Below are 20,723 nucleotides of genomic sequence, written 5' to 3'. Positions count from 1 at the left end.
GCTAATAAAATCCCCGCAAACGTAATGGCTAAACGTGAATCATTATTTAAAAAATTCTTAAGGATATAACCAAATGACACGTTTTGAATAATCATTGGTATAACAATCATCATATTAATAATTCCCATATAAACACCATATCTTTCCTTTGGAATAACCGCAACTACCATCAAATAGGGTATTCCCATCATACTAGCCCATGCTATTCCGTATCCTATGATGACTGCAAAAAACAAATATTCATTTTGAACCATTGGAAAACATAAAAAGGATACCGCTCCAAAAACTAAACAAACAAAATGAATCATTTTTGCTCCATACTTTTTAGCTAATTTTGCTAGATAGAAGGCGATCGAAAAAGTTACAATAAATCCAAAAGCACCTATTAAACCATTCCATTCTACGGCTTTTTCATAGCCTACTGCATCTTTAGGTGTAACATCCCAAACTGACAAGGCAATACTTTTAGAGTTGTTTTGCCAATAACACATCATAGCATACCATTGAAACAAATACACAATAAACAATTGCCACATAACTAAAGGCATTTCAAGAACTGCTTTGTAAATATCAATAAAAGGTGAAAACAACTTTAAGGGCTCTGCTTTTAAAGCTGCGAGTTCCTCTGCTGATGGCGGAATCTCTTTTGTTTTACTCATACTCCAAAAAATGGACGTCACAGATAATACCGCACCTAGAAAAAAGGACGCATAAATCCAGGTTGGTAACGACCCCGTGTAACCTACGAAAACAATTGGAAATAAAAACAGTGAGATGTACGCTAAAAATTGTCCAAAACCAGTAAAAAAACTTTGCGCTTGAAAACCCATTGGCTGTTGTTCTTCGGTAAGTGTATCAGCAATAAAGGCCCTGTACGGTTCCATTGCTGTGTTGTTACCAACATCTAAAATCCACAACAACCCTGCTGCCATCCAAAGCGAGCTGCTAAAAGGAAAAAGAAAAAGCGCTATGCTACAAACGATTGCACCAATAAAAAAATAAGGTTTCCTCCTTCCCCATCTAGGATGCCATGTCTTGTCACTCATTGCACCAATTATGGGTTGAATGAGTAGCCCTGTCAAAGGTCCCGCTAGGTTTAAAAGTGGAATTTGATCTGGGCTTGCATGCAAAAAATCATAGATAGGATTCACAGCACTTTGCTGTAAACCAAAACTGTATTGAATACCAAAAAAACCAACATTCATATTGATTATTTGCCAAAAGCTAAGTTTTATTTTAGGTACATTCATTTGCTGGTTACGTTATTCTTTTTATTAATGTTATTATTTTCTAAATTTAATTTTAAAAACGCCAATATTTTGCGTTTTAAAACAAAAAACGTTTTCGGAATGACCGAAAACGTTTTCGAAAGCGTTAGCGAATACTAAAATCTTATTGCACTAAAAACGGAATAATAACCGTCGTTTGCCACTCTAATTCATTCCCTCCATTGAAAGGGTTATTTAAAAAGTGTTCTAAAACTTTATCTTGTAATTGTATATCGTGCCTTTTAGCATAATCCAACATCGTAAACCAAGCTCGATCAGAAGTTCTATAATTACCATAATAAGTAGCTTTTAACCCTTTCATCGCTTTGATTGTTTTAAACTTGATGCGCTTATCCTGAATATACTTGGTGTCTTTGGGTATAGGGAAGCAATAATTAAACGTTACTGTTTCATTTTCCTTATCCCATTCAGTTACTTCTAAGTAAGGGCGATAGCCTAAAATTGGAATTTTATTTCTAGTCAAATAGCCTACAATAACAACGTCATTTGAAAGCATGGTTTGTGCTTTCTCTTGTAAGACGCTTTTTAAAGGTATATAGGCAACAAACATTTCCTTAGATTCCCCTTCTCCATCAATTTTAATTTTAAACTTTTTTACATGATCTTCAAGACCTGTTTTAAAATTTTTAATTTTTTCGATTTGTTGTGTTCTAAATTGTGTCGCTGCAAAGGGAACTGTTACCTTATTATAAAGCGAATGTTTTAAATCTTTAATCCCAACAGTAACCTTTGTGATGGAATCATCGACGGGATTTAATTCCCAAACATATTCCATCTCTTCAGTATCATTTTTGAAATTTTGTTGGATAAAATCAAAGTTTCTCTTTTCAATTATCGTGTACAAATCATTTTTATCCTTAAGTTGTGTTTTTGACCATTCAACAATCCCTTGCGAAACAGTACCTGTCGCGGCATTAACTGTAAAGGTTATAGTGTAATCTGATTTTTTTATAAACAAGTACCAAATCAAACCCACTGAAAATAAAACAAGGAAAGCAATTGATAGTATTTTTTTATTCTTCATTATTGTTTTGTCATTTTTAATTTTTTAATCAGATATCCGGCTAGGTCCGTACCTTGTGTAATTCCGTTTTCGATAGACGCTCTGTAATGAATTCCTCCATAAAAACGACTCATAGCTGCCTCTTTTGAGGCTGTATTAAAGGAGATAAACGAGCGACTAGGCAACCCAAAAGGCAACTCAGAATCATCAACGAATGCAAAATTATCCCCAAAAATAGAGGTTAACACTGCAGCTGACACAGTCGAAACCACTGAATGTCCACTAGTATATTCTGGAAATGGAGGAGTTTGTAAGGCCGGTTTCCAATCCTCATCTATCTCTTGATTAATTACTGTTTCAGGACGGATTACATTGCTCCTGAATTTTTCATCCCAGCAACTTATAAACGCCTCAAACATTCCAATCGAGGTTTTGGTGTACACATACACTGTTTTATCAAAATCAGCTTTTGATTTTTTACACGCAATTTTCGCGATACCCATCCAGTGTGCGCCAGGTGTTATTTTTTTCTTGGCGAACATCATATGACCTTGACTAACCGAAACATACGGATTACAATCCCAAAATTGAGCCATCTTAATTTCTTCAGATTCGTCTCCTTTTTTCTTCATTTCTTGGCTTATATCGTACACTTCTTGAACTTCTTTAAAAAATGCCGAATTCCTATTTACAGAAAAAGGAAGTGCAGGTTTAGGTTTAAATTGAGAAGCAGAGTCTAATACAAGCGTTCTAATCGCGTTCCAGTGCGGCTCAATTGCATCCATGTACGCTGGAGGCGTAGGTTGCCAACGTCCAGGATCATTCTGAAGAACGGAGAATTTTGGCATGGTACGCGTTTGCTTGTAATTATCCGTATCGATCCATTTCTTTATAAATCCTGCGACTTTTAGACCGTATTCCTTTGAAACTTCAAACTCTTCTTTGTTGGTAGCACTCCATTTTTTGTAAAGGCTATCTCTAAATTTCTCCACTAAATCTTCGGAGAACACCAGTTGTTTACTAATCTCCATATGTGCAACTAGGGCTGCAACTTTAGTGTTAACTCCGCTTTTAGGATCTAACTTTGGAATTGCTCCAAGTCCTTTTAATTGATTTTGTAAGCTAGAGTATGTTTTACTATTTTGTGCTATTATTTCATAAGCTGCAATATTAGGATACACAAAAATGCGACTTGCCACTGGAGGCGAAAAAATATCATGAATCATTATTTGAGTCACATTTTCAATGGAAGCATGATATTCATCAGTGGTGACCGCTATAGGTTTCGCTTGGTTACAGGAGACCATTAGAGCTCCAATCAACGCTACAATAAAAATTTTATATTTCATTTTTTAGTTCTTTAATTCTGAATTTTCTAGTTAAAAATTAGTCGTGTTATTTATTTACTCATTGGCAACTCATACACCTCTGCTTTGGCATTATTAACAGTGACTAGTAAGTATTTTTTACCATTAAATGAAAGTATATTGAGATGTCGAACTGCCTTTTTGGTTAAATCGATTCCTACTTGATTACCCATTTCAATAGCATTTGGTCCCTTTATTAAAGCACCTTCAAACCCATCAAATCGGCTATGAAAAGGAGACACACCAAAATAATTTCCTGCTGCAAAAACTTCACTTTTAGCATCACCATCAAAATCCGCTTTTACAAAGCTGGTAATAGGCGCCACCTGCATTTTATTACTAAAGGGCACAAAAGTAAATTTACCTATATCGTTTCTTAAATAACCTGATTTTAAATTGTGTACTTCGTACATTTTTGCTTTTGATAACAACTTCAAATCAAAAACTTCCTCAACTGTTTTTCCTGCAAATGATTTATAGCTATTGAATTTCTTTTTCAACATTCCACTAAATTCTTCTGCCAATTCATCTAATCCTAAAGTGGTGTAATACTGACCATTTTTTTCAATTGCCACGATTGTTTCGAAAGTATCATTGGCATCAAAATCATCAAAATACATTTTCATTGGAAATTCAGCTGAAGCTTTAAACTTTGAATTTAAACCCCAATTCCCTACTAAGTAATCTTCATCTCCATCATGATCGATATCAAAAGAGCAAATGGATTGCCACAAACCATTTGCTTTTTGAGGAAACACTGTACTAGTAACCTCCTTAAATTGTCCTTTATTATTCGCAAAAAAGCTAGGTTTCATCCATTCACCAACTACCACTAAATCTTGCCAACCATCGTTATTAAAATCGGTTACTATTGCATCCGTTGCCATTCCAATTGCAGAAAAAACATTCTTCTGAACGATTGTAAAAACACCGTTTGAATTATTGAGTAAGTAACAATCAGGCATTTTACCAAATATATTATATCTCGAATTAGCACCAATAAACAAGTCTAAATCCCCATCTTTATCATAATCGATTGCCTTAACAATTGTAGCATTTATGGAATTCGTATCCGGGAAAACATTTTTTATGAAATTATTACCCAAATAAAATCGACTAACTAAATCAGCGGCAAATTGTCCGCTCCCTGTCGCCACAATTAGATCATTTAACTGGTCTCCATTAAAATCCCCAATTATTGCCGAAGCATCTTCATAAATGGAATCCGCAGCAATTGAACCAACCACTTTTTTAGTAAATCCTTTCCCGTTTTGGAGATAAATTGCTGGTGTTTTTCCTTGAGCTCCGCCAAAAAATAAATCTTCTTTACCATCATTATTTAAATCTCCAACTGCTACAGCTGGTCCTCTATCTGAACGTTGGTATGGAATTAATTTTTGAGCCGTAAAATCAACAAAGTCATTTTCTTTATGCGTAAAATCAATCCCTAAGTTTCCTTCTATTTTTTTAAAAACTGGAGTAACTTTAGGATGCAATTTTTGGTAATCAAATATTTTTCTGTTTTTTGCAACGGTAACAACAAGCTTTTGATTTACTTTAATGTTTTTTAAAGTTTGAAAAGTTTTATCAGGCCAAATGACTACTAAAGAATCAATGGCGTTTATTTTGCCATAACCAAAATGAACAATCGGGTCGGATGACGATTGGAATCCTCTAGTTGTTTGTAGCTCTTTGAATTGTTTTTGTCCTTTATAATAAGAAATAACTTTAGCGCCAATACCAAAAACATTCCCTCCTTGGTAAACTAGTTTTACCTTTAAATAATTCGAATTTGCATTCGTTTTGTTGTTATAAACCGATGCGACACTATTCAAATTATTGGTAACAATATCTAAATCACCATCATTATCTAAATCCGCATAGCCACTTCCGTTGGAAATTATAGAATCATTTTCGATCCAGGTACTAGATTTATTGATAAAACGCAAATCTTTGGTTCCTTGAAAAATATAATTTGTTACTTTTCCTGATGGCATTTTATTCAATGCTTGCTTGTCCAGTAGTTTAGTCGTGTTTAATTTACTTTTCACATTATCATTCGAAAAATACTTAATATAGTCAAGGTCATTTGGTCTTTTAGGAATACCATTAGATATAAAAATATCTTGTTCTCCATCTTGATCAAAATCAGCAAACAAGGAACTCCAACTCCAATCCGTAGCTGCTATTCCGCTGAGTAATGCGGTTTCAATAAAGTTTTTACCCGCATTGTTAATTTGCAACATGTTTCGAGAATATTGGTAATGATAACCTAGTTTTTCTGTCCTGAATTTTAGCATTTGCGGATTATCATCACCGGCAGAAGATTTAAGTACCTTTTCATTCTCTGGAAGCATATCAAGCGTCATTATATCCGGAAAGCCGTCATGGTTAATATCAGCTACATCAATTCCCATAGAAAATCGGCTGGTGTGTCCAAAATAATTTTTCATGGATTCACTAAAAGTACCGTCCCCATTATTTAAATAGTAGTAATCATCTTCATGAAAATCATTACACACATAAATATCGGGATAACCATCTAAGTTAAAATCGGAAACTGCTAATCCTAAGCCATAACTATTTGCTCCGCCAAAAATCCCCGCTTGCTCACTTACATCGGTATATTTTCCATTATCATTTCTAAATAATTTATCTCCGGATTCGTAACTTCTTTTATTCCTTATGTCAGCCTTACCGTAAGAGGCCTCGGTATGAATGGCGTGATTTAGCAAATACATATCTAAATCACCATCTAAGTCATAATCAAAAAAGGCTACTGAGGAACTATAATTATCAATATCTAGCCCATATTCAGCCGAACTTTCAGTAAAAGTGTTGTTTTTATTATTGATAAATAATTCATTATGTCCTTCAAAACCATTTATTCCAACTACAGCGCAAACATAAATATCTAAATAACCATCGCCATTTACGTCAGCCATAACCGTTCCTGTGCTCCAATCACTCTCACCTGTTACCCCCGCTTTTGACGTGATGTCATCGTATTTATTATTTCCTTTGTTCAGGTACAGTTTATTTTTGCCTTGATTTGAAGTAAAATAAATATCTACTAGACCATCATTATTTATATCTCCTAAAGCTACGCCTCCACCGTTATAATAGTACAGATAGTCTAAGATCGAAATATTTTTTGAAGGATCTAACTTGTTTTCAAACGTGATGTTTGTTTCTTTTGGATCTAATTTCTCAAACAATTCCGCTTTTTTATTCGTACAACTGACAATCACAATTGAAACGAAAAATATTTTATAAAAATTAGTCATTGCGTACAAATATTTTTGGCTCATTATTATTAACGACAGCTATAAAAGCCGCTCCACCATTTTTAGTTTTAATTACTTTTAAATTTCTAACCTCTCCTTTAATAAAAAAACCGGATCTATTATTAGGTAGCCAAGAATAAGAACCATTTTTATTACCTAAAACTACACTACCAAAGTTCGCATCAAGTCTTGAAAATTGAGGCTTAAAGTCATATTGATTTCCACCTAGAATCAAATCTAATATACCATCCTTATTGACATCCATAGCAGTTATCGTGTTTACGCTTGAAAACTGAACTTCCTTAGGCAAAGCCGTTATCTTAAATTGACCATTACCTTTATTGATAGCTACACTGCTTTCTTGCACAGTAGCTGTTTTTATAATTGAATTAGAAACAATTTCAGGACTAAAGATTTCTTGAACTGACTTATTTGCGTACGCTTGGTAACTTAAATTTTTCTTTTTAATCGAAGGAATCTGCTTCGCTAATTCACCTTTCATGTGAATGGGCATGTCTTTTCCATCGATGGTTCTGGACATAATTTGTTCAATTGTTCCGTTGTTATCAAAGTCATTAACGAATAATTTCATTGGATTTGTAGGCGAACATTTATAGGAGGTATTCGTTCCTTTGTTTCCAAAAACCAAGTCTTTCTTACCGTCATTATTTAAATCCACACATAAAACAGCATTATAAAATCCCTTTTGCTCTTTCAAATTGGTCTTAAATTCTGCAAAACCTCTACCCGTGTTCTTAAAAATAGTAGGTGCCATCCACTCCCCAACAATTATTAAATCTTTTTTATTATCTCCATCAATATCTTCCCAAACTGCATCGGTAATCATTCCAATTTCATTTAATTTGAATAATTTTTTATCCGTTACATTAGTAAAATTTCCTTTTCCATCATTTTCTAACATTAAATGCTTTGGATTAATTCCATATACACCCGGCACTGAACGACTACCAATAAAAACATCAACATCACCGTCATTATCATAATCATAGGGAGCAATGATGGCCACGTTATTATTTGACGTTGGAAGAATAGAAGTACTTACTTGAAAACTTCCTTTGCCATTATTTAGGTACAATCGGTTTTTGTAGTTCGCTTGATCTGCTTTTTCATTCCCTCCAGAACCAACAAGCAAATCTAAATCTCCATCATTGTCTGCGTCAAAGAAACTTGCGGCGGTATCTTCAAAATTGAAATCTTTATCTAAAGCTGGTTGTTTTAGTAGAGCGAAGTCATCCTTACCATTGTTCAGGTAAATTTTTCCCGATGATCCCTTAGCCCCACCAATGAATAAGTCATCATTTCCGTCGCCATTAAGATCTCCAACAGCAAGAGCTGGTCCTTCATGTGACAACATTTTAGAGATTAATCCTTCATAATCAAAATCAATATATTCATTTTCCTTGTGCGCTGCTAGCTTAGTTGATTTCTCCTTAAAATAAGTTTGATTCGTTTTTACCTTTGGTACATATATGCTTTTGGCATCAGCCACATTTAAATTAATTGTGGCATCCTTCGCTACATTTTTAATTGTTTGAAACTTTTCATTTGGCCAAATTACCAACAATGAATCAATTTTTTTTGCTCCAATTCCGAAGGTTAAAACATAATCAGCAGACGATTGAAAACCACGAGAGGGAATTAACTCTTGACGGATAATCTCTTTTCCAGAGTATAACTCTACAACACTGCCCACGGCAAATGTGTTTCCGGCTTCTCCTTTAAGCTTTACTTTTACAAAATGATTATTCTTGTTTTTTTCTGCGTTATTTCGATACACAAAAACAGGCATATTGACATTATTTACCACTAAGTCCAGATCTCCATCATTATCTAAATCACCGTAAGCAGCCCCGTTTGAAAAGCTAGGAGTGCTCAACCCCCAACTAGTAGCTTGATTGGTAAACGTTAGGTTTTTATTATTTTTGAAAGCATAGTTGGGTACTGCAGTACTAGGCATTTTATTTATGATATTTTCCATATCTTCCTTTTTGCCAGTTACTGCCATTTTTTGTAACACTTCATTTGCAAAAAAGTCAACAAAATCTTGATCTGTTAAGTCGTGATAAATACCATTGCTGACGTAAATATCCTTAAAACCATCGTTATCCATATCAAACAATAGAGCACCCCAACTCCAGTCAGTTTTAGAAACACCTGCGAAACCAGATATTTCACTAAATTGCCCATTACCATTGTTTAGTTGCAAAGTGTTTTGCATGTACTGATTAAAGAAATCAAGACTTAATTTCCTGGTAAACAAATCATAGTTATCAAAACTCGTTGTGGTTTTAGTTCTAAAATCTGATTCAGGAAGCATATCAGTGGTGAAAATATCAGGGAAATTATCATTATTTATATCCGCCATGTCAGCTCCCATAGAGGCTTGACTGATATGTGTGGTATACTTTTCAATTTGTTCAGAGAAGGTACCGTTTTTATTGTTAATGTATAGATAGTCCTTTTCATAAAAATCATTAGAGATATAAATATCCGGATACAAATCGCCGTTGACATCACCTACTGTAACACCCAGACCAAAACCAATTAAACTACCATAAATACCTGCCTCTTTACTTACATCTACAAATTTACCATTATCATTGCGCAACAACCGATCACCCCCGCCTTTTAGTAGCGGATTCACGTCCCAATCGGTATCGCGTAACTCTCTTTTATTAGAATAATTGAGACTACTAACCGGAATAAAACTATTATTAAGAATATAACAGTCAAGATCTCCATCCTTATCGTAATCAAAAAAAGAGGCGTGAGTCGTAATTCCAGTTTCAGCAAGGTTATACTCCTTTGCTCTGTTGGTAAAGGTTAAATTCCCATTATTAATAAACAATTCATTGTCTTGCTGATTACCTTTAGTATTACCGGCATTACAAACATAAATATCTAATAATCCATCTCCATTTAAATCAACCATTACTACTCCTGTTGACCACGATTTGGTTCCTTCAATTCCTGCTTTTTTCGAAATATCTTCAAACTTAAAATTTCCTTTGTTTAAATATAACTTATTAGTCCCTTGATTTGAGGTGAAATAGATATCAGCCAGACCGTCATTATTGATATCCCCTATGGCGACACCACCACCATTATAAAAATTGCGATAAATAAACAAATTATTATCTTTTTCATTGGTGACGTTATTCACAAAATCAATCCCTGTTTCCGTTGATTCAAGTTGAGAAAAAAGAGTGTTTTGATTTTGTTCTTTGTCTTTAGAACAAGAAAATAACAACGAAACGAAAAATATAAAAAATATTTTTTTTGAGTACATAATGACACTTAATTTTGAAGTAAAAGAAAAGTCTAATTTACTATAATAATCTATTAAAACGCAATTAAATAATGGTTTTAGCGTTTAAATTCTTTTAAAATAAATAGCCTAAATTGGGCTGTAAAAAAGAAGTATTTAGAAAAATACACAATAAAAAAGAGGACATAAATGCCCCCTTTTAAAAATAACTAATAAAAAAATTTAATTAATTGTAACCAGGATTTTGTTTAATGTTAGGATTCAATAAAGCTGATGTTGGTATTGGTAATAAAACTCTATACGCATCAGTATTTCTCATTGTAGGTCTTGCGGTAGTATATGTACCAAAACGAATCATGTCATTTCTTCTCCATCCTTCTTCCCACAACTCTGTTCCTCTTGCTTTATAAATTCCAGTAAGGGTTGTCAAATCGATAACTGTCGTAATACCCATACGGCTTTGTAAACTAGCCTGTATTGGCGCTACAACTCCTGTACCTCCTCTTGCTATTGCTTCAGCTTTCATTAATAAAGCATCGGCATAACGGAATAGTACATAATCATTTTCTGGTTTATCTAAATTTGAAGTATCCGGCAAGTATTTTTGCGGACGAATTCCCCATCGCTCTAGCCACTCTTCACTTACGATTAATCCGTTAGCTGGCAAACCAGCTGGGTCACTTTGAAAATTTAATGGTCTAGAACCATTTTGACCTCTAGTAGTTAAAGCTACAGTTCCTCCCGGTGCATATTGTTGACCAATACGCATTCCCATTGGGCTACCAAAAAATGAAATCACTCCAGCATCTTTATTTAAAATTCGTCTGTCAGTAGGATCATACTGATTGTAATAATCTTGTAATACTGAGAAACCATTCCATCCGCTTGGTACTTGGTTGTAGTGACCTCCCATGTACCATCTTGATCTTACCGCCCCCATTTCAACACCATTAATATTTTTTGATGTAAAAATTAACTCTGGAGACGTGTTATTTGATGGTTTAAAGTTATCCCAATAATCATTTGCTAACGTTGTACCTGCCGAAATCGCATTAACATATTGAATAACTTTATTCATGTTGGCAACATTATTTGGATTGAATCCAACGTGTGTTGGTGCATCAAAAACTGCTTTATTTAGGTAAATTTTAGCTAATAAAAAATTAGCCGCATCCTTACTTGCGATCGACGGATCAGAAGCATTTTTAGCTGGTAAATTAGGCAAAGCCTCTTCTAACAAAGCAATGATCTTAGCAGTTGCTGTAGGTGAGTCCCATACTTTAGGAAAATCATCAGGAGAACTACCTGCTTCTCTGTAAGGTACTTGACCATACATATCGATTGCGTTATAGTAGTAATACGCTTTTAAAAACTTTGCCTCAGCCGCTTTTTGAGGGGCAATTCCTGTAATAGCCAAAGCTAAATCACAGTTGTAAACATTGGATAACATTTGTCTCCATGCTGTATTTATCTCTCTACTGTTGGCATCCCATGTATGCTGGTGATCTTGCAACCACGCGCCTCCATCTCCCCAGTCACCTGCTCGAGTTGGTACAATAACAAAATCTGTTGATAATTCTTGTATTGCAAATATACCATCTTGACCTTGAAACTCTCTCAATCCTTTATAGGCTGAGTTAAGTATAGCATCCGGATCGGCATTAGTAATCTCGGTAGCGTCAAGAATTTTTTCATCTAAGTTAGTACAGCTAACTGTGAGAGCAAGTGCGCCCACAAATAAACTGTATTTTAAAAAATTATTTTTTTTCATTTTGATTAAAATTAAAATGTTACGTTTAGTCCTAAAGTAGCCGTTCTGGCTCTTGGATATGATAAATAATCTATACCAGCAGATGGAATCCCGTTTAAAGTTTTATTCGTATCTACCTCTGGATCAAAACCTGAATATTTAGTTAACACGAACAAGTTAGAACCACTTACATAAAAACGCGCTGTACTTAATTTGAAACGCTCTAAAAAGTCTCTCTTAACTGTATAACCAAATGTCAAGTTACCCAATCGTAAGAAATCACCTTTTTCAAGGTATTTTGTAGAAGGCGTGTTAGCATCTGATCTCGATTGAACTGAATTAGCCACTTCTGGCGTAACGTTTTTACCACCTAATTGATTTTGATAAAACAATGCTACGTTAGTATTATTGAACAAATAGTGACCAAAGTTACCATACATCGAAGTACTTAAATCAAATTCTTTATAGGAAACACTTGTATTGAAACCTACAGTTGTTTTTGGCAATGGTTGCTTGTTTAACAACTTAGGTGCTCCACCATTAGCATATTGAGAAATTCCATTTGCATCGTATCCTGTGAATTCTGGTAAAAAATAAGTATAAATTGGATATCCGTCTTGGATTCTTTGTACATAAGAATCAGTAAGTCCTTGACCATTGATTGCTCCTACATTGTACACATTTGCAGAACCTAAATTATTGATTGTGTTTTTTAAGAATGCCATGTTTCCAGAAACATCCCATTTCCAATCGTCGTTCTCAAGTACATTATAATTCAATGAGAATTCAAAACCTTTATTAATCAAATTAGCAGGTAGGTTTACATATTTAATACCTTGTGCTGATGGTTGTCCTGAAGCTGAAGGAATACCTACAATTAAATCAGTCGTGTTTTTATTGAAATAATCTACTGAACCTGTTAACTTATTATTCAACAAGGTAAAATCAGCACCTATACCATAAGAAGTAGAAGTTTCCCACTTTAATTGTGAGTTAGCGTTATTTACAATATTAAATTGATCTGGTCCATTGTATTCTATAATACCTACAGCAGAGTTTCTTGGAAATTCAGTGTTACCTGTTTTACCATAGTTCGTTCTAATTTTCAAATCATTCACTAAACCTTCTTTATCTGCAAATACTTTGTAAGCAAGTCCAACAGAAGGGAAATTACCATACTTGTTCCCTGGAGCTGTTTTAGATGAACCGTCACGTCTAACTGTTAAGTCTAGATTTAATTTATCATAAAATGCAAAAGAAGCTCTTGCAAAAACTGATTGTAACTCAACTAAAGAGCGATAAGAACCTGTTCTCGTTTCTGTAGGTATACCACCTTCCATATTATCTAACAAGTTCGTTTGGGTTGCAGCAAAACCTTTTGCAGAAGTAAAATTACCATTAGCGTTGTAGCTATAAAAAGAATAACCAGCAACAGCATTTAAACTAATATCTTTAGTAAGATCCTTAGTATAGGTTAAGTTATGTTCAATTGTTTTGTTCACTCTTTGATCAAGAGATATAGCAGCTTGTCCTCTGTACTCTGTTAAGTTAGCAGGATTTGTCGCTCTCGCAAAATCTTGAATATCCAAATCAGGACCAGCTTGTTGTTTTACTGTTGAAGTTGAAGTTTCGAATCCTATTAAGAAGTTATACTTCAAGTTATTCGTTAACTTAACAGTAGCTGATAAACTTCCTAAAAATTTAGCTAAATCACCATTATTTGAAAATGAATTATTTAAATGTACTGGATTGATATAATCACCACTAACTCTAGTGTAACCACTTGGTGTTGTTGCATCATATACCGATCTTGTAGGATTCCAGTACAAAGAAGCTGCAAGTAAATTACCAATATAACCAGCATTGTTCGTGATCAAACCTCTTTGATCCTTGATATTAGTGTATGAAATACGTGTTTCTAATTTCAACTTATTGTCAAAAAAATCATTAGAATTATACAAGGTAGCTGTATATTTATCTAAACCTGTGTTTCTAACGATACCCTCTGTATTTGACATACCAAGCGAAATTCTTGTATTTGATTTATCAGTTCCAGAAGAATAAGAAAGGTCATGATTTGTTGACGTTGCTGTACGTAAAATTTCTTTCTCCCAATCAAATGATCCTCCAAAATGGTTTGCATTTTGACCTGGCGTTGCAGCAATAAATTCATCAGCACTTAAAACTCTAAATTTTGAAGCGTAAGACGAAGTAGTTATCGAAGTCGCATACGTTAATTCAGGTTGTTGACTTTTACCTTTTTTAGTTGTAATGATAATTACACCATTTGCTCCTCTAGCTCCATATATTGCAGTAGATGATGCATCTTTCAAGATAGTCATACTTTCGATATCATTTTGATTGATAAAACTTAAAGGGTCTTTTGCAGAACTGCTCCCTAAGTTAAAATCAGCTCCACCCGAAGAAACGTCTCCGCCTCCAAGAGGAACTCCATCAACAACAATAAGAGGTCCGTTTCCTCCACGTAATGATCCGTTACCTCTAATTCGGATTGAATTACTAGCTCCTGGCTCTCCACTTGAAGAAGTAATTTGAACACCCGCTACTTTACCTCTTAAGATTTCAGCTGGATTAATTGCCGCAATATTATCAAATTTCTTTGATCCTAATTGATCAACTGCTCCAGTTGCATCTTTTTTCCTAACTGATCCGTAACCAATAACGACTACTTCCTTCAACTCAGCTGAATCTTCTTTTAGAACAACTGAAATAGATTTTTTTCCTGCTACAGTGATCTCTTGGCTTTTTAAACCAATGTAGCTAAAAACTAAAACAGCGTTTGCACCTACATTGGTAATGGTATACTTACCATCGATATCCGTTTGAGCTCCGTTTGTAGTTCCCTTAACTAAGATTGATGCTCCAGGAAGAGGACCGTTAGCGTCCGATACCGTACCTGAGACCTCTTGTGCATAGGTCAAACTAGTACATAATACCGTTAGAAACACCATCAAGCCTTTGATTAGACTATTTTTCATACGTAATAAATAAGTTGGTTAATAATTTTTAAATTGGTTTTGTTTAATTACTACATCAAACTTATCGAAAATTTGGGAAAATTTTAAGAAACATAGCAACTATAACGTTTTCGTTTTACCGAAAACGTTTTCGATTTTAAAATTGATACCGTAAAAATTTAATACTTAAATTATGTAAAACATAAAAATAACAGCAATTTTTGATGATTATATCGATTTCAGACATTTTAGACCTTGTTTTTGTTGCATTTTAGTCAGTAAACCTACCCGTTTCTAAAAAATAATGCTAATTATGCAAAGAATAATGAGATTTGTACGCTATTCCATAATTTTAACAAAAAGCGTTTCGTGAAGTTGTTTGAAAAATTCAACTTATAAAGTACTGAACACAAAAACGTTGCAAAAAGAAGACTTAGACTTTAAAAAGAAACTGAATGAGCACTTTACTTAATTGTATGGGTTTTGTTCTCTAAGCCCAAACCAATAATTTTTAAAGATTTCCATTTTTTAGGCAACAATCCTTTATGAAAAATCAAACCTTCATCTGTTTGTTCCACACCTCCAAAACCATAAATTACCGCTTGGAGCATGGCACCTGCCCCTGTTGCAAAATAAGGATTGCTGCTGTTGGATGATTCTGAAAAAACACCAAATGGAGGTCGACTATTGGGTTGGTACGATTTTAAAAAGTAATCGTACGCTTTATCACTATCTCCTAAACGGGCATATAAAACCGATAAAACCCCAGATGCCATTGCTGGTCCATCTTTTGGATCTATTTTTCCTGCATAATAATTTAAGTCTCTTTTGATTTGATCTTCGTCTGTGATGACATGAAGCGGATAAGCTAATAAATTAACATCTGCTTGTTTGATCATTTGTCCGTCATATCCTTTATAATTTTGCGTAATCCCATTTTTAGTGTGTATCAGTAATTGGTCAGCAACTTCAATCCAACGCTGATTGATTGGCTCATCCAAAATTTTTGCCGCCTTTACCGTATTCCGTAGCGATTCAATTACGGAGCCATTCGTAAAAGCATTATCATCAACATGCTGCGCATACTCATCAGCACCAACGACATTTAAAATAGAAAAACTTCCATCTTGATTTTGGACTACTCTACTAACCCAAAAATTGGCAGTTTCTTTCAGCACTTCCCACTCAGACTTAAGCCAAGAACTATCTTGTGTTAGCGCATAATAATTCCAAAATGCAATAGAAACATCGGCCGTTATATGTTGTTCAAATATACCAGTTAATGCCCAAGTAGGCGTTGCCTCTTCACCTGTATCATCTGACTCCCAAGGAAACATGGCGCCTTTGTAACCATAAATAGTAGCCTTTTGCTTCGCTTTACTCAACCGATCAGCTCTGTAATCTAAACACGATTTTGCCATTTCAGGCTGCAGCGCCAAAAGTGTTGGATACATCCACAATTCCGAATCCCAAAATATATGACCATTATATCCTTGTGACGAAAGCCCCATTGGAGCAATACTTTGTCTTGTTTCTGGACGTATAAAGGAATACAAATTGTACAATGCAAATCGAACACGCTGTTGCGCATCTAAATCACCTTCAATTTGTATATCGCCTGTATTCCATAAATCAGCCCATGCTTTAGTATGACGGTCTAAAAGGCTGTCTATACCTTCTTGTAGAGCAAAAATCGCTTGGCGTTCGGATTCATTTAAAGGATCAGTCACGTCTTTTGAAGTGCAAATACCTCCTGCAATGGCAAATCGATACTTTTGACCCTTCACTAATTTTTTAGTAAAACCAACCTCTTGTCCAAGTTGATTTAAAACCTCGGGCTTACCATCAAATAAAAAAGTAGTTGATGCTGCGACTTTATATTTTCCCGTAAGTGTATTTGCAACTGTGCCAAAAACGGGCATGGTATATTCATTATCTTTTAAAATTCTAAATTGACTTTTAGGATTTTTTAATTCATCAGGAACTACCATAAAATTACTTAGTTCAATTTCCACGTCATTATAAGGAGTAATTTCAACTATAGCCATAGCTGAAAATGGAATTGCCCTATTTGCAAGTATTGTGTATTTGATTAGTGCTATGTCTTTAAAAGTAAAAGCAGTGGTGCTTGTGCCTTCTTTCATCGAGATGATCTGACTCCAATTTGCAATATTATCTGATTTAATCTCTTGCTTGTTTATCAAAAGGGTTAAATTCAAAAATTCGATTCCCCTTACAATTCGACTAATACCGTTTTCTGGACTACCATCATAAACACCATTCAAAATAATTTCTTTTGTTTTTAAAGGAGTATCATCCGTAACAATACCAATTTGGCCATTTGCCATTGCTACACCAAAGTAATTGGCTCTTGAATTGGCAAAAAGATGCCATTCATCAGCTTTAGCTTGTCCAAATAAAGCAATAGGACTGCATATAACAACAATACGAAGGAAATTTACAATTGAATTTTTCATGATTATAGCTTTTTGATGTATATCAAACTTAGAAAATTAATTCTGTATACCATGTAAGAATTGTAAAAAGCGATCATCGATAACGTTTTCGGAAAATCGAGAACGTTTTCGATTCAAACTTATTGTATTATTAAAAATTGTATTCTATTTTTATTTAATTAAAGATTATTTACTATTAAATTGTCTAAAAAATAATTTATCGAGTATCTCATTCGTTCTTATTTTTTTAAGTCTTGAATAATTTTCAGTAACTCATTGCTCTTTAATTACAACAGAATAAATGACTGACTATGGAAACTAATAGTGTTTATTTCAACAAAATTAAAGTGAATTAAACTACTGATTTTCGCACTAATTTAAAGGCATGTAAGATTGTAAATTAAAAAGTGTAACACTTCTTTACAGGCACTCATTGCAAAGCTGCTCTACCATAAAAATATTAAAAAGATCCATGAATAAAAGCATTGCTGAATTTAATATCGTAAGTTTTGGTGAGGTCCTTTACGATCTCTTTCCTAACCACCAAAAAATTGGAGGCGCTCCTTTAAATGTAGCGTTGCGCCTTGCATCATTAGGTTTATCAGCGCATATCATTAGCCGTGTGGGCAACGATGCTTTAGGAAAAAAATTAATTGCGTACGTTAACAACCATGGAGTAAATTCAAGTGCAATTCAAATTGACGATGTCTTGCCAACTGGAGAAGTCATTGTTGCATTAAATGCAAGTGGCTCAGCAACCTATTCTATTAGTTATCCTGTGGCTTGGGATAAAATTGCTACCGTTTTAGCGAATGATACTCTAGTAAAGAATGCCGATGCTTTCGTTTTTGGAAGCCTCGTTTCGCGAGATGATGTATCTCGCCAGTCCTTACTTCAATTAATAAAATGCGCGAAGTACACTGTTTTTGATGTGAATTTACGTGCTCCATTTTACAATCAAAAGGTGTTACTACAATTAATGGAAAAATCCGACTTCATAAAGTTTAACGACAGTGAATTAGCCGAAATAGGCACATTTATGCATTCTCCCTATCAGACAGTAGAGGAAAACATCCATTTCATTGCAAAAAAAACGAATACAAAACACATTTGTGTCACAAAAGGAGATCAAGGCGCAGTGCTATATTATAACGAACAAATATATTACAGTAAAGGGTTTCAGGTTACTATTAAAGATACCGTAGGTGCTGGGGATTCTTTTCTTGCCGGTTTGCTGTCCAAACTATTATTAGGTAATAATCCACAAGAAGCAGTTGACTTTGCTTGTGCATTAGGAGCCGCTGTTGCTATGAAAGAAGGAGCTAATGCTACTATTTCTCCGGAGGAAATCAGCATTTTGCTTACAACAAAATCAAATGAATAATTCAACACAACGAAATAAACAGTAGAGTAATTAAATTTTAATTAAAACAAATAACATCAAATACTTTCAAAAATTTAAAATGGCAAGGTCCTTCAATTATTTTCCTTTTTAAAGAAATGAAATGCGCCTAGGAGTGGCAATATTAGTAAAGTAAACTTCAAAACAACTTACTCTATTTAACAAACCTAAAAATACAGACAGAATTATAATTCAGAATATTACAATAAATAAATACTGAAAAACCTTAATTTATGAAACGTTATCAAATACTATTTTTACACCTAATTATTATACTATTACCCTTTATTAAAATGCAAGCACAAGTAAAAAATCAAGCAGCTAAAATAGAAGCAGACAAAAAATGGTGGAAAGAAGCCGTTGTTTACCAAATTTATCCTAGAAGTTTTAAAGACAGTGATGGGGACGGAGTTGGTGACTTGAAAGGAATTATATCTAAACTAGACTATATTAAAAGCTTAGGTATTGAGGCCATTTGGTTAAATCCAATATACCAATCTCCTAATGACGATAACGGCTACGACATTAGTGATTATCGCTCCATTATGAAAGATTTTGGTAACATGGATGACTTTGACACTTTGCTAAAAGGTTTGCATGATCGCGGTATCAAGTTAATAATGGACTTAGTCGTAAATCACAGTAGTGATGAACATGAATGGTTCAAACAAGCACGCAGCTCTCGCGACAATAAATACCGAGATTATTATCATTGGTGGCCTGCTCAAAAAGGAAAACCGACTTACAGGTGGAGTTTTTTTGACGTAAAAAGTGAAGCGTGGAAATATGACAAACAAACAGATTCCTACTACTTACATTATTTTTCACAAAAGCAACCTGACCTAAATTGGGAAAACCCAGCAGTGCGACAGGAAGTTTATGATATTATGAGATTCTGGCTAGACAAAGGTATAGATGGCTTTAGGTTAGATGCCTTTCAATATGTTTCCAAAGACATATCGTGGCCTGTTTTCCCTGATGGTTATGAAAAAGAAATAAACAAGTATTATGGCGAAGGCCCAAACCTTCATGCCTATATACAAGAGATGAATAGAGAAGTTTTAAGCAAATATCCAAATGCAATGACGGTTTGTGAAGGCGCCGGAAGTTCTCCTGAGGACGCTCTTAAATTTGTAGACCCTGACCGTAAAGAATTAAATGTTGCCTATCATTTTGAAAGCGTAGATATTGGCAAACACGTTTCTGACTTTGGATTAGTAAACTATAAAAAAATATTCTCAAGGTATGACGATGTCTTTAAAGACAAAGGATGGCTATCTATTTTTATGGCGAATCATGATCAACCTCGAATGGTTAGTAAATTTGGAAATGACAGCCCACAATTTAGAGCCATATCCTCAAAAATGCTTTCTACATTCGTTATGACCATGCGAGGTACTAGTTTTTATTATTTTGGTGACGAACTAGGGATGATTAACATTAGATTAAATGACATTAATGATTATAACGATGTTGATACCCGAAACAAATACGAAGGACTGAAAGAAAAAGGTGGAGATCTAGCCGCTTTTTTAGAATTACAAAAGCAAACATCTAGAGAAAATGGCCGAACGCCAATGCAATGGAATGATGAAAAAAATGCTGGCTTTACAACAGGTAAACCTTGGCTAAAAGTAAATCCAAATTACACTGATGTAAATGTAGCTGAGCAAGAAAAAGATCCACAATCGACATTGAATTATTTTAAAAAATTAGTTCAACTAAGAAAAAATGAACAAACGCTAGTCTACGGAAAATACACATTACTAGACGAAAAAAACCCAAATGTTTTTAGCTATTCAAGAGAATTAAACGAAAAAAAAAAAGTTGTACAACAAAAATTTTACCAAATAAAAAACCCATTATGATTTTGTTTAAAATTAAAACAAAAAAAAAATAAAA

10 protein-coding genes are annotated in these 20,723 nt (G+C 34.2%); 2 read left to right on the top strand and 8 right to left on the bottom strand.

What is annotated here, in order from left to right; all coding sequences use genetic code 11:
* The 8 genes from P8M54_RS02115 to P8M54_RS02080 all read right to left on the bottom strand — a co-directional run.
* Window positions 1–1,250 (bottom strand): MFS transporter (locus tag P8M54_RS02115; RefSeq protein ID WP_300284515.1); only part of this gene is annotated, 1,250 nt, incomplete at its 3' end.
* Between the two features lie 142 nt (window positions 1,251–1,392).
* Complete coding sequence (locus P8M54_RS02110) at window positions 1,393–2,313, bottom strand: GyrI-like domain-containing protein (RefSeq protein ID WP_300284513.1); 921 nt, start codon at window positions 2,311–2,313, stop codon at window positions 1,393–1,395.
* Window positions 2,313–3,641, bottom strand: coding sequence for a vanadium-dependent haloperoxidase (locus P8M54_RS02105; protein ID WP_300284510.1), 1,329 nt, complete (start codon window positions 3,639–3,641; stop codon window positions 2,313–2,315). Before P8M54_RS02105 ends, P8M54_RS02110 begins: the two co-directional genes overlap by 1 nt.
* A gap of 50 nt (window positions 3,642–3,691) precedes the next feature.
* On the bottom strand, window positions 3,692–6,946 hold the full coding sequence (locus tag P8M54_RS02100) for a VCBS repeat-containing protein (protein ID WP_300284507.1): 3,255 nt from the start codon (window positions 6,944–6,946) through the stop codon (window positions 3,692–3,694).
* Window positions 6,939–10,256 (bottom strand): VCBS repeat-containing protein, encoded by a 3,318-nt coding sequence (locus tag P8M54_RS02095; RefSeq protein ID WP_300284504.1) that lies wholly within the window; start codon window positions 10,254–10,256, stop codon window positions 6,939–6,941. The genes P8M54_RS02100 and P8M54_RS02095 overlap by 8 nt, the downstream gene beginning before the upstream one ends.
* A gap of 205 nt (window positions 10,257–10,461) precedes the next feature.
* Window positions 10,462–12,006, bottom strand: coding sequence for a RagB/SusD family nutrient uptake outer membrane protein (locus tag P8M54_RS02090; protein WP_300284502.1), 1,545 nt, complete (start codon window positions 12,004–12,006; stop codon window positions 10,462–10,464).
* Between the two features lie 11 nt (window positions 12,007–12,017).
* Window positions 12,018–14,984, bottom strand: coding sequence for a SusC/RagA family TonB-linked outer membrane protein (locus tag P8M54_RS02085; RefSeq protein ID WP_300284499.1), 2,967 nt, complete (start codon window positions 14,982–14,984; stop codon window positions 12,018–12,020).
* A gap of 443 nt (window positions 14,985–15,427) precedes the next feature.
* Entirely contained in the window at window positions 15,428–17,440 is a 2,013-nt protein-coding gene (locus P8M54_RS02080; RefSeq protein WP_300284496.1) for a glycoside hydrolase family 65 protein, read from the bottom strand.
* Between the two features lie 451 nt (window positions 17,441–17,891).
* Here P8M54_RS02080 and P8M54_RS02075 point away from each other — a divergent pair, with 451 nt between their 5' ends.
* Window positions 17,892–18,803, top strand: a complete 912-nt coding sequence (locus P8M54_RS02075) for a carbohydrate kinase (RefSeq protein WP_300284493.1) — start codon at window positions 17,892–17,894, stop codon at window positions 18,801–18,803.
* Between the two features lie 251 nt (window positions 18,804–19,054).
* The gene (locus P8M54_RS02070; RefSeq protein ID WP_366525111.1) at window positions 19,055–20,689 is read left to right on the top strand and encodes an alpha-glucosidase; all 1,635 of its coding nucleotides are present in this window, start codon (window positions 19,055–19,057) and stop codon (window positions 20,687–20,689) included.
* Window positions 20,690–20,723: the final 34 nt, after the last annotated feature.

Origin of the sequence: Flavobacterium sp. (assembly GCF_029242675.1) — a bacterium.
GTDB lineage: Bacteria > Bacteroidota > Bacteroidia > Flavobacteriales > Flavobacteriaceae > Flavobacterium.
Note: the sequence above shows the minus strand (reverse complement) of the source record. Positions and strands in the feature narration are given on the sequence as shown.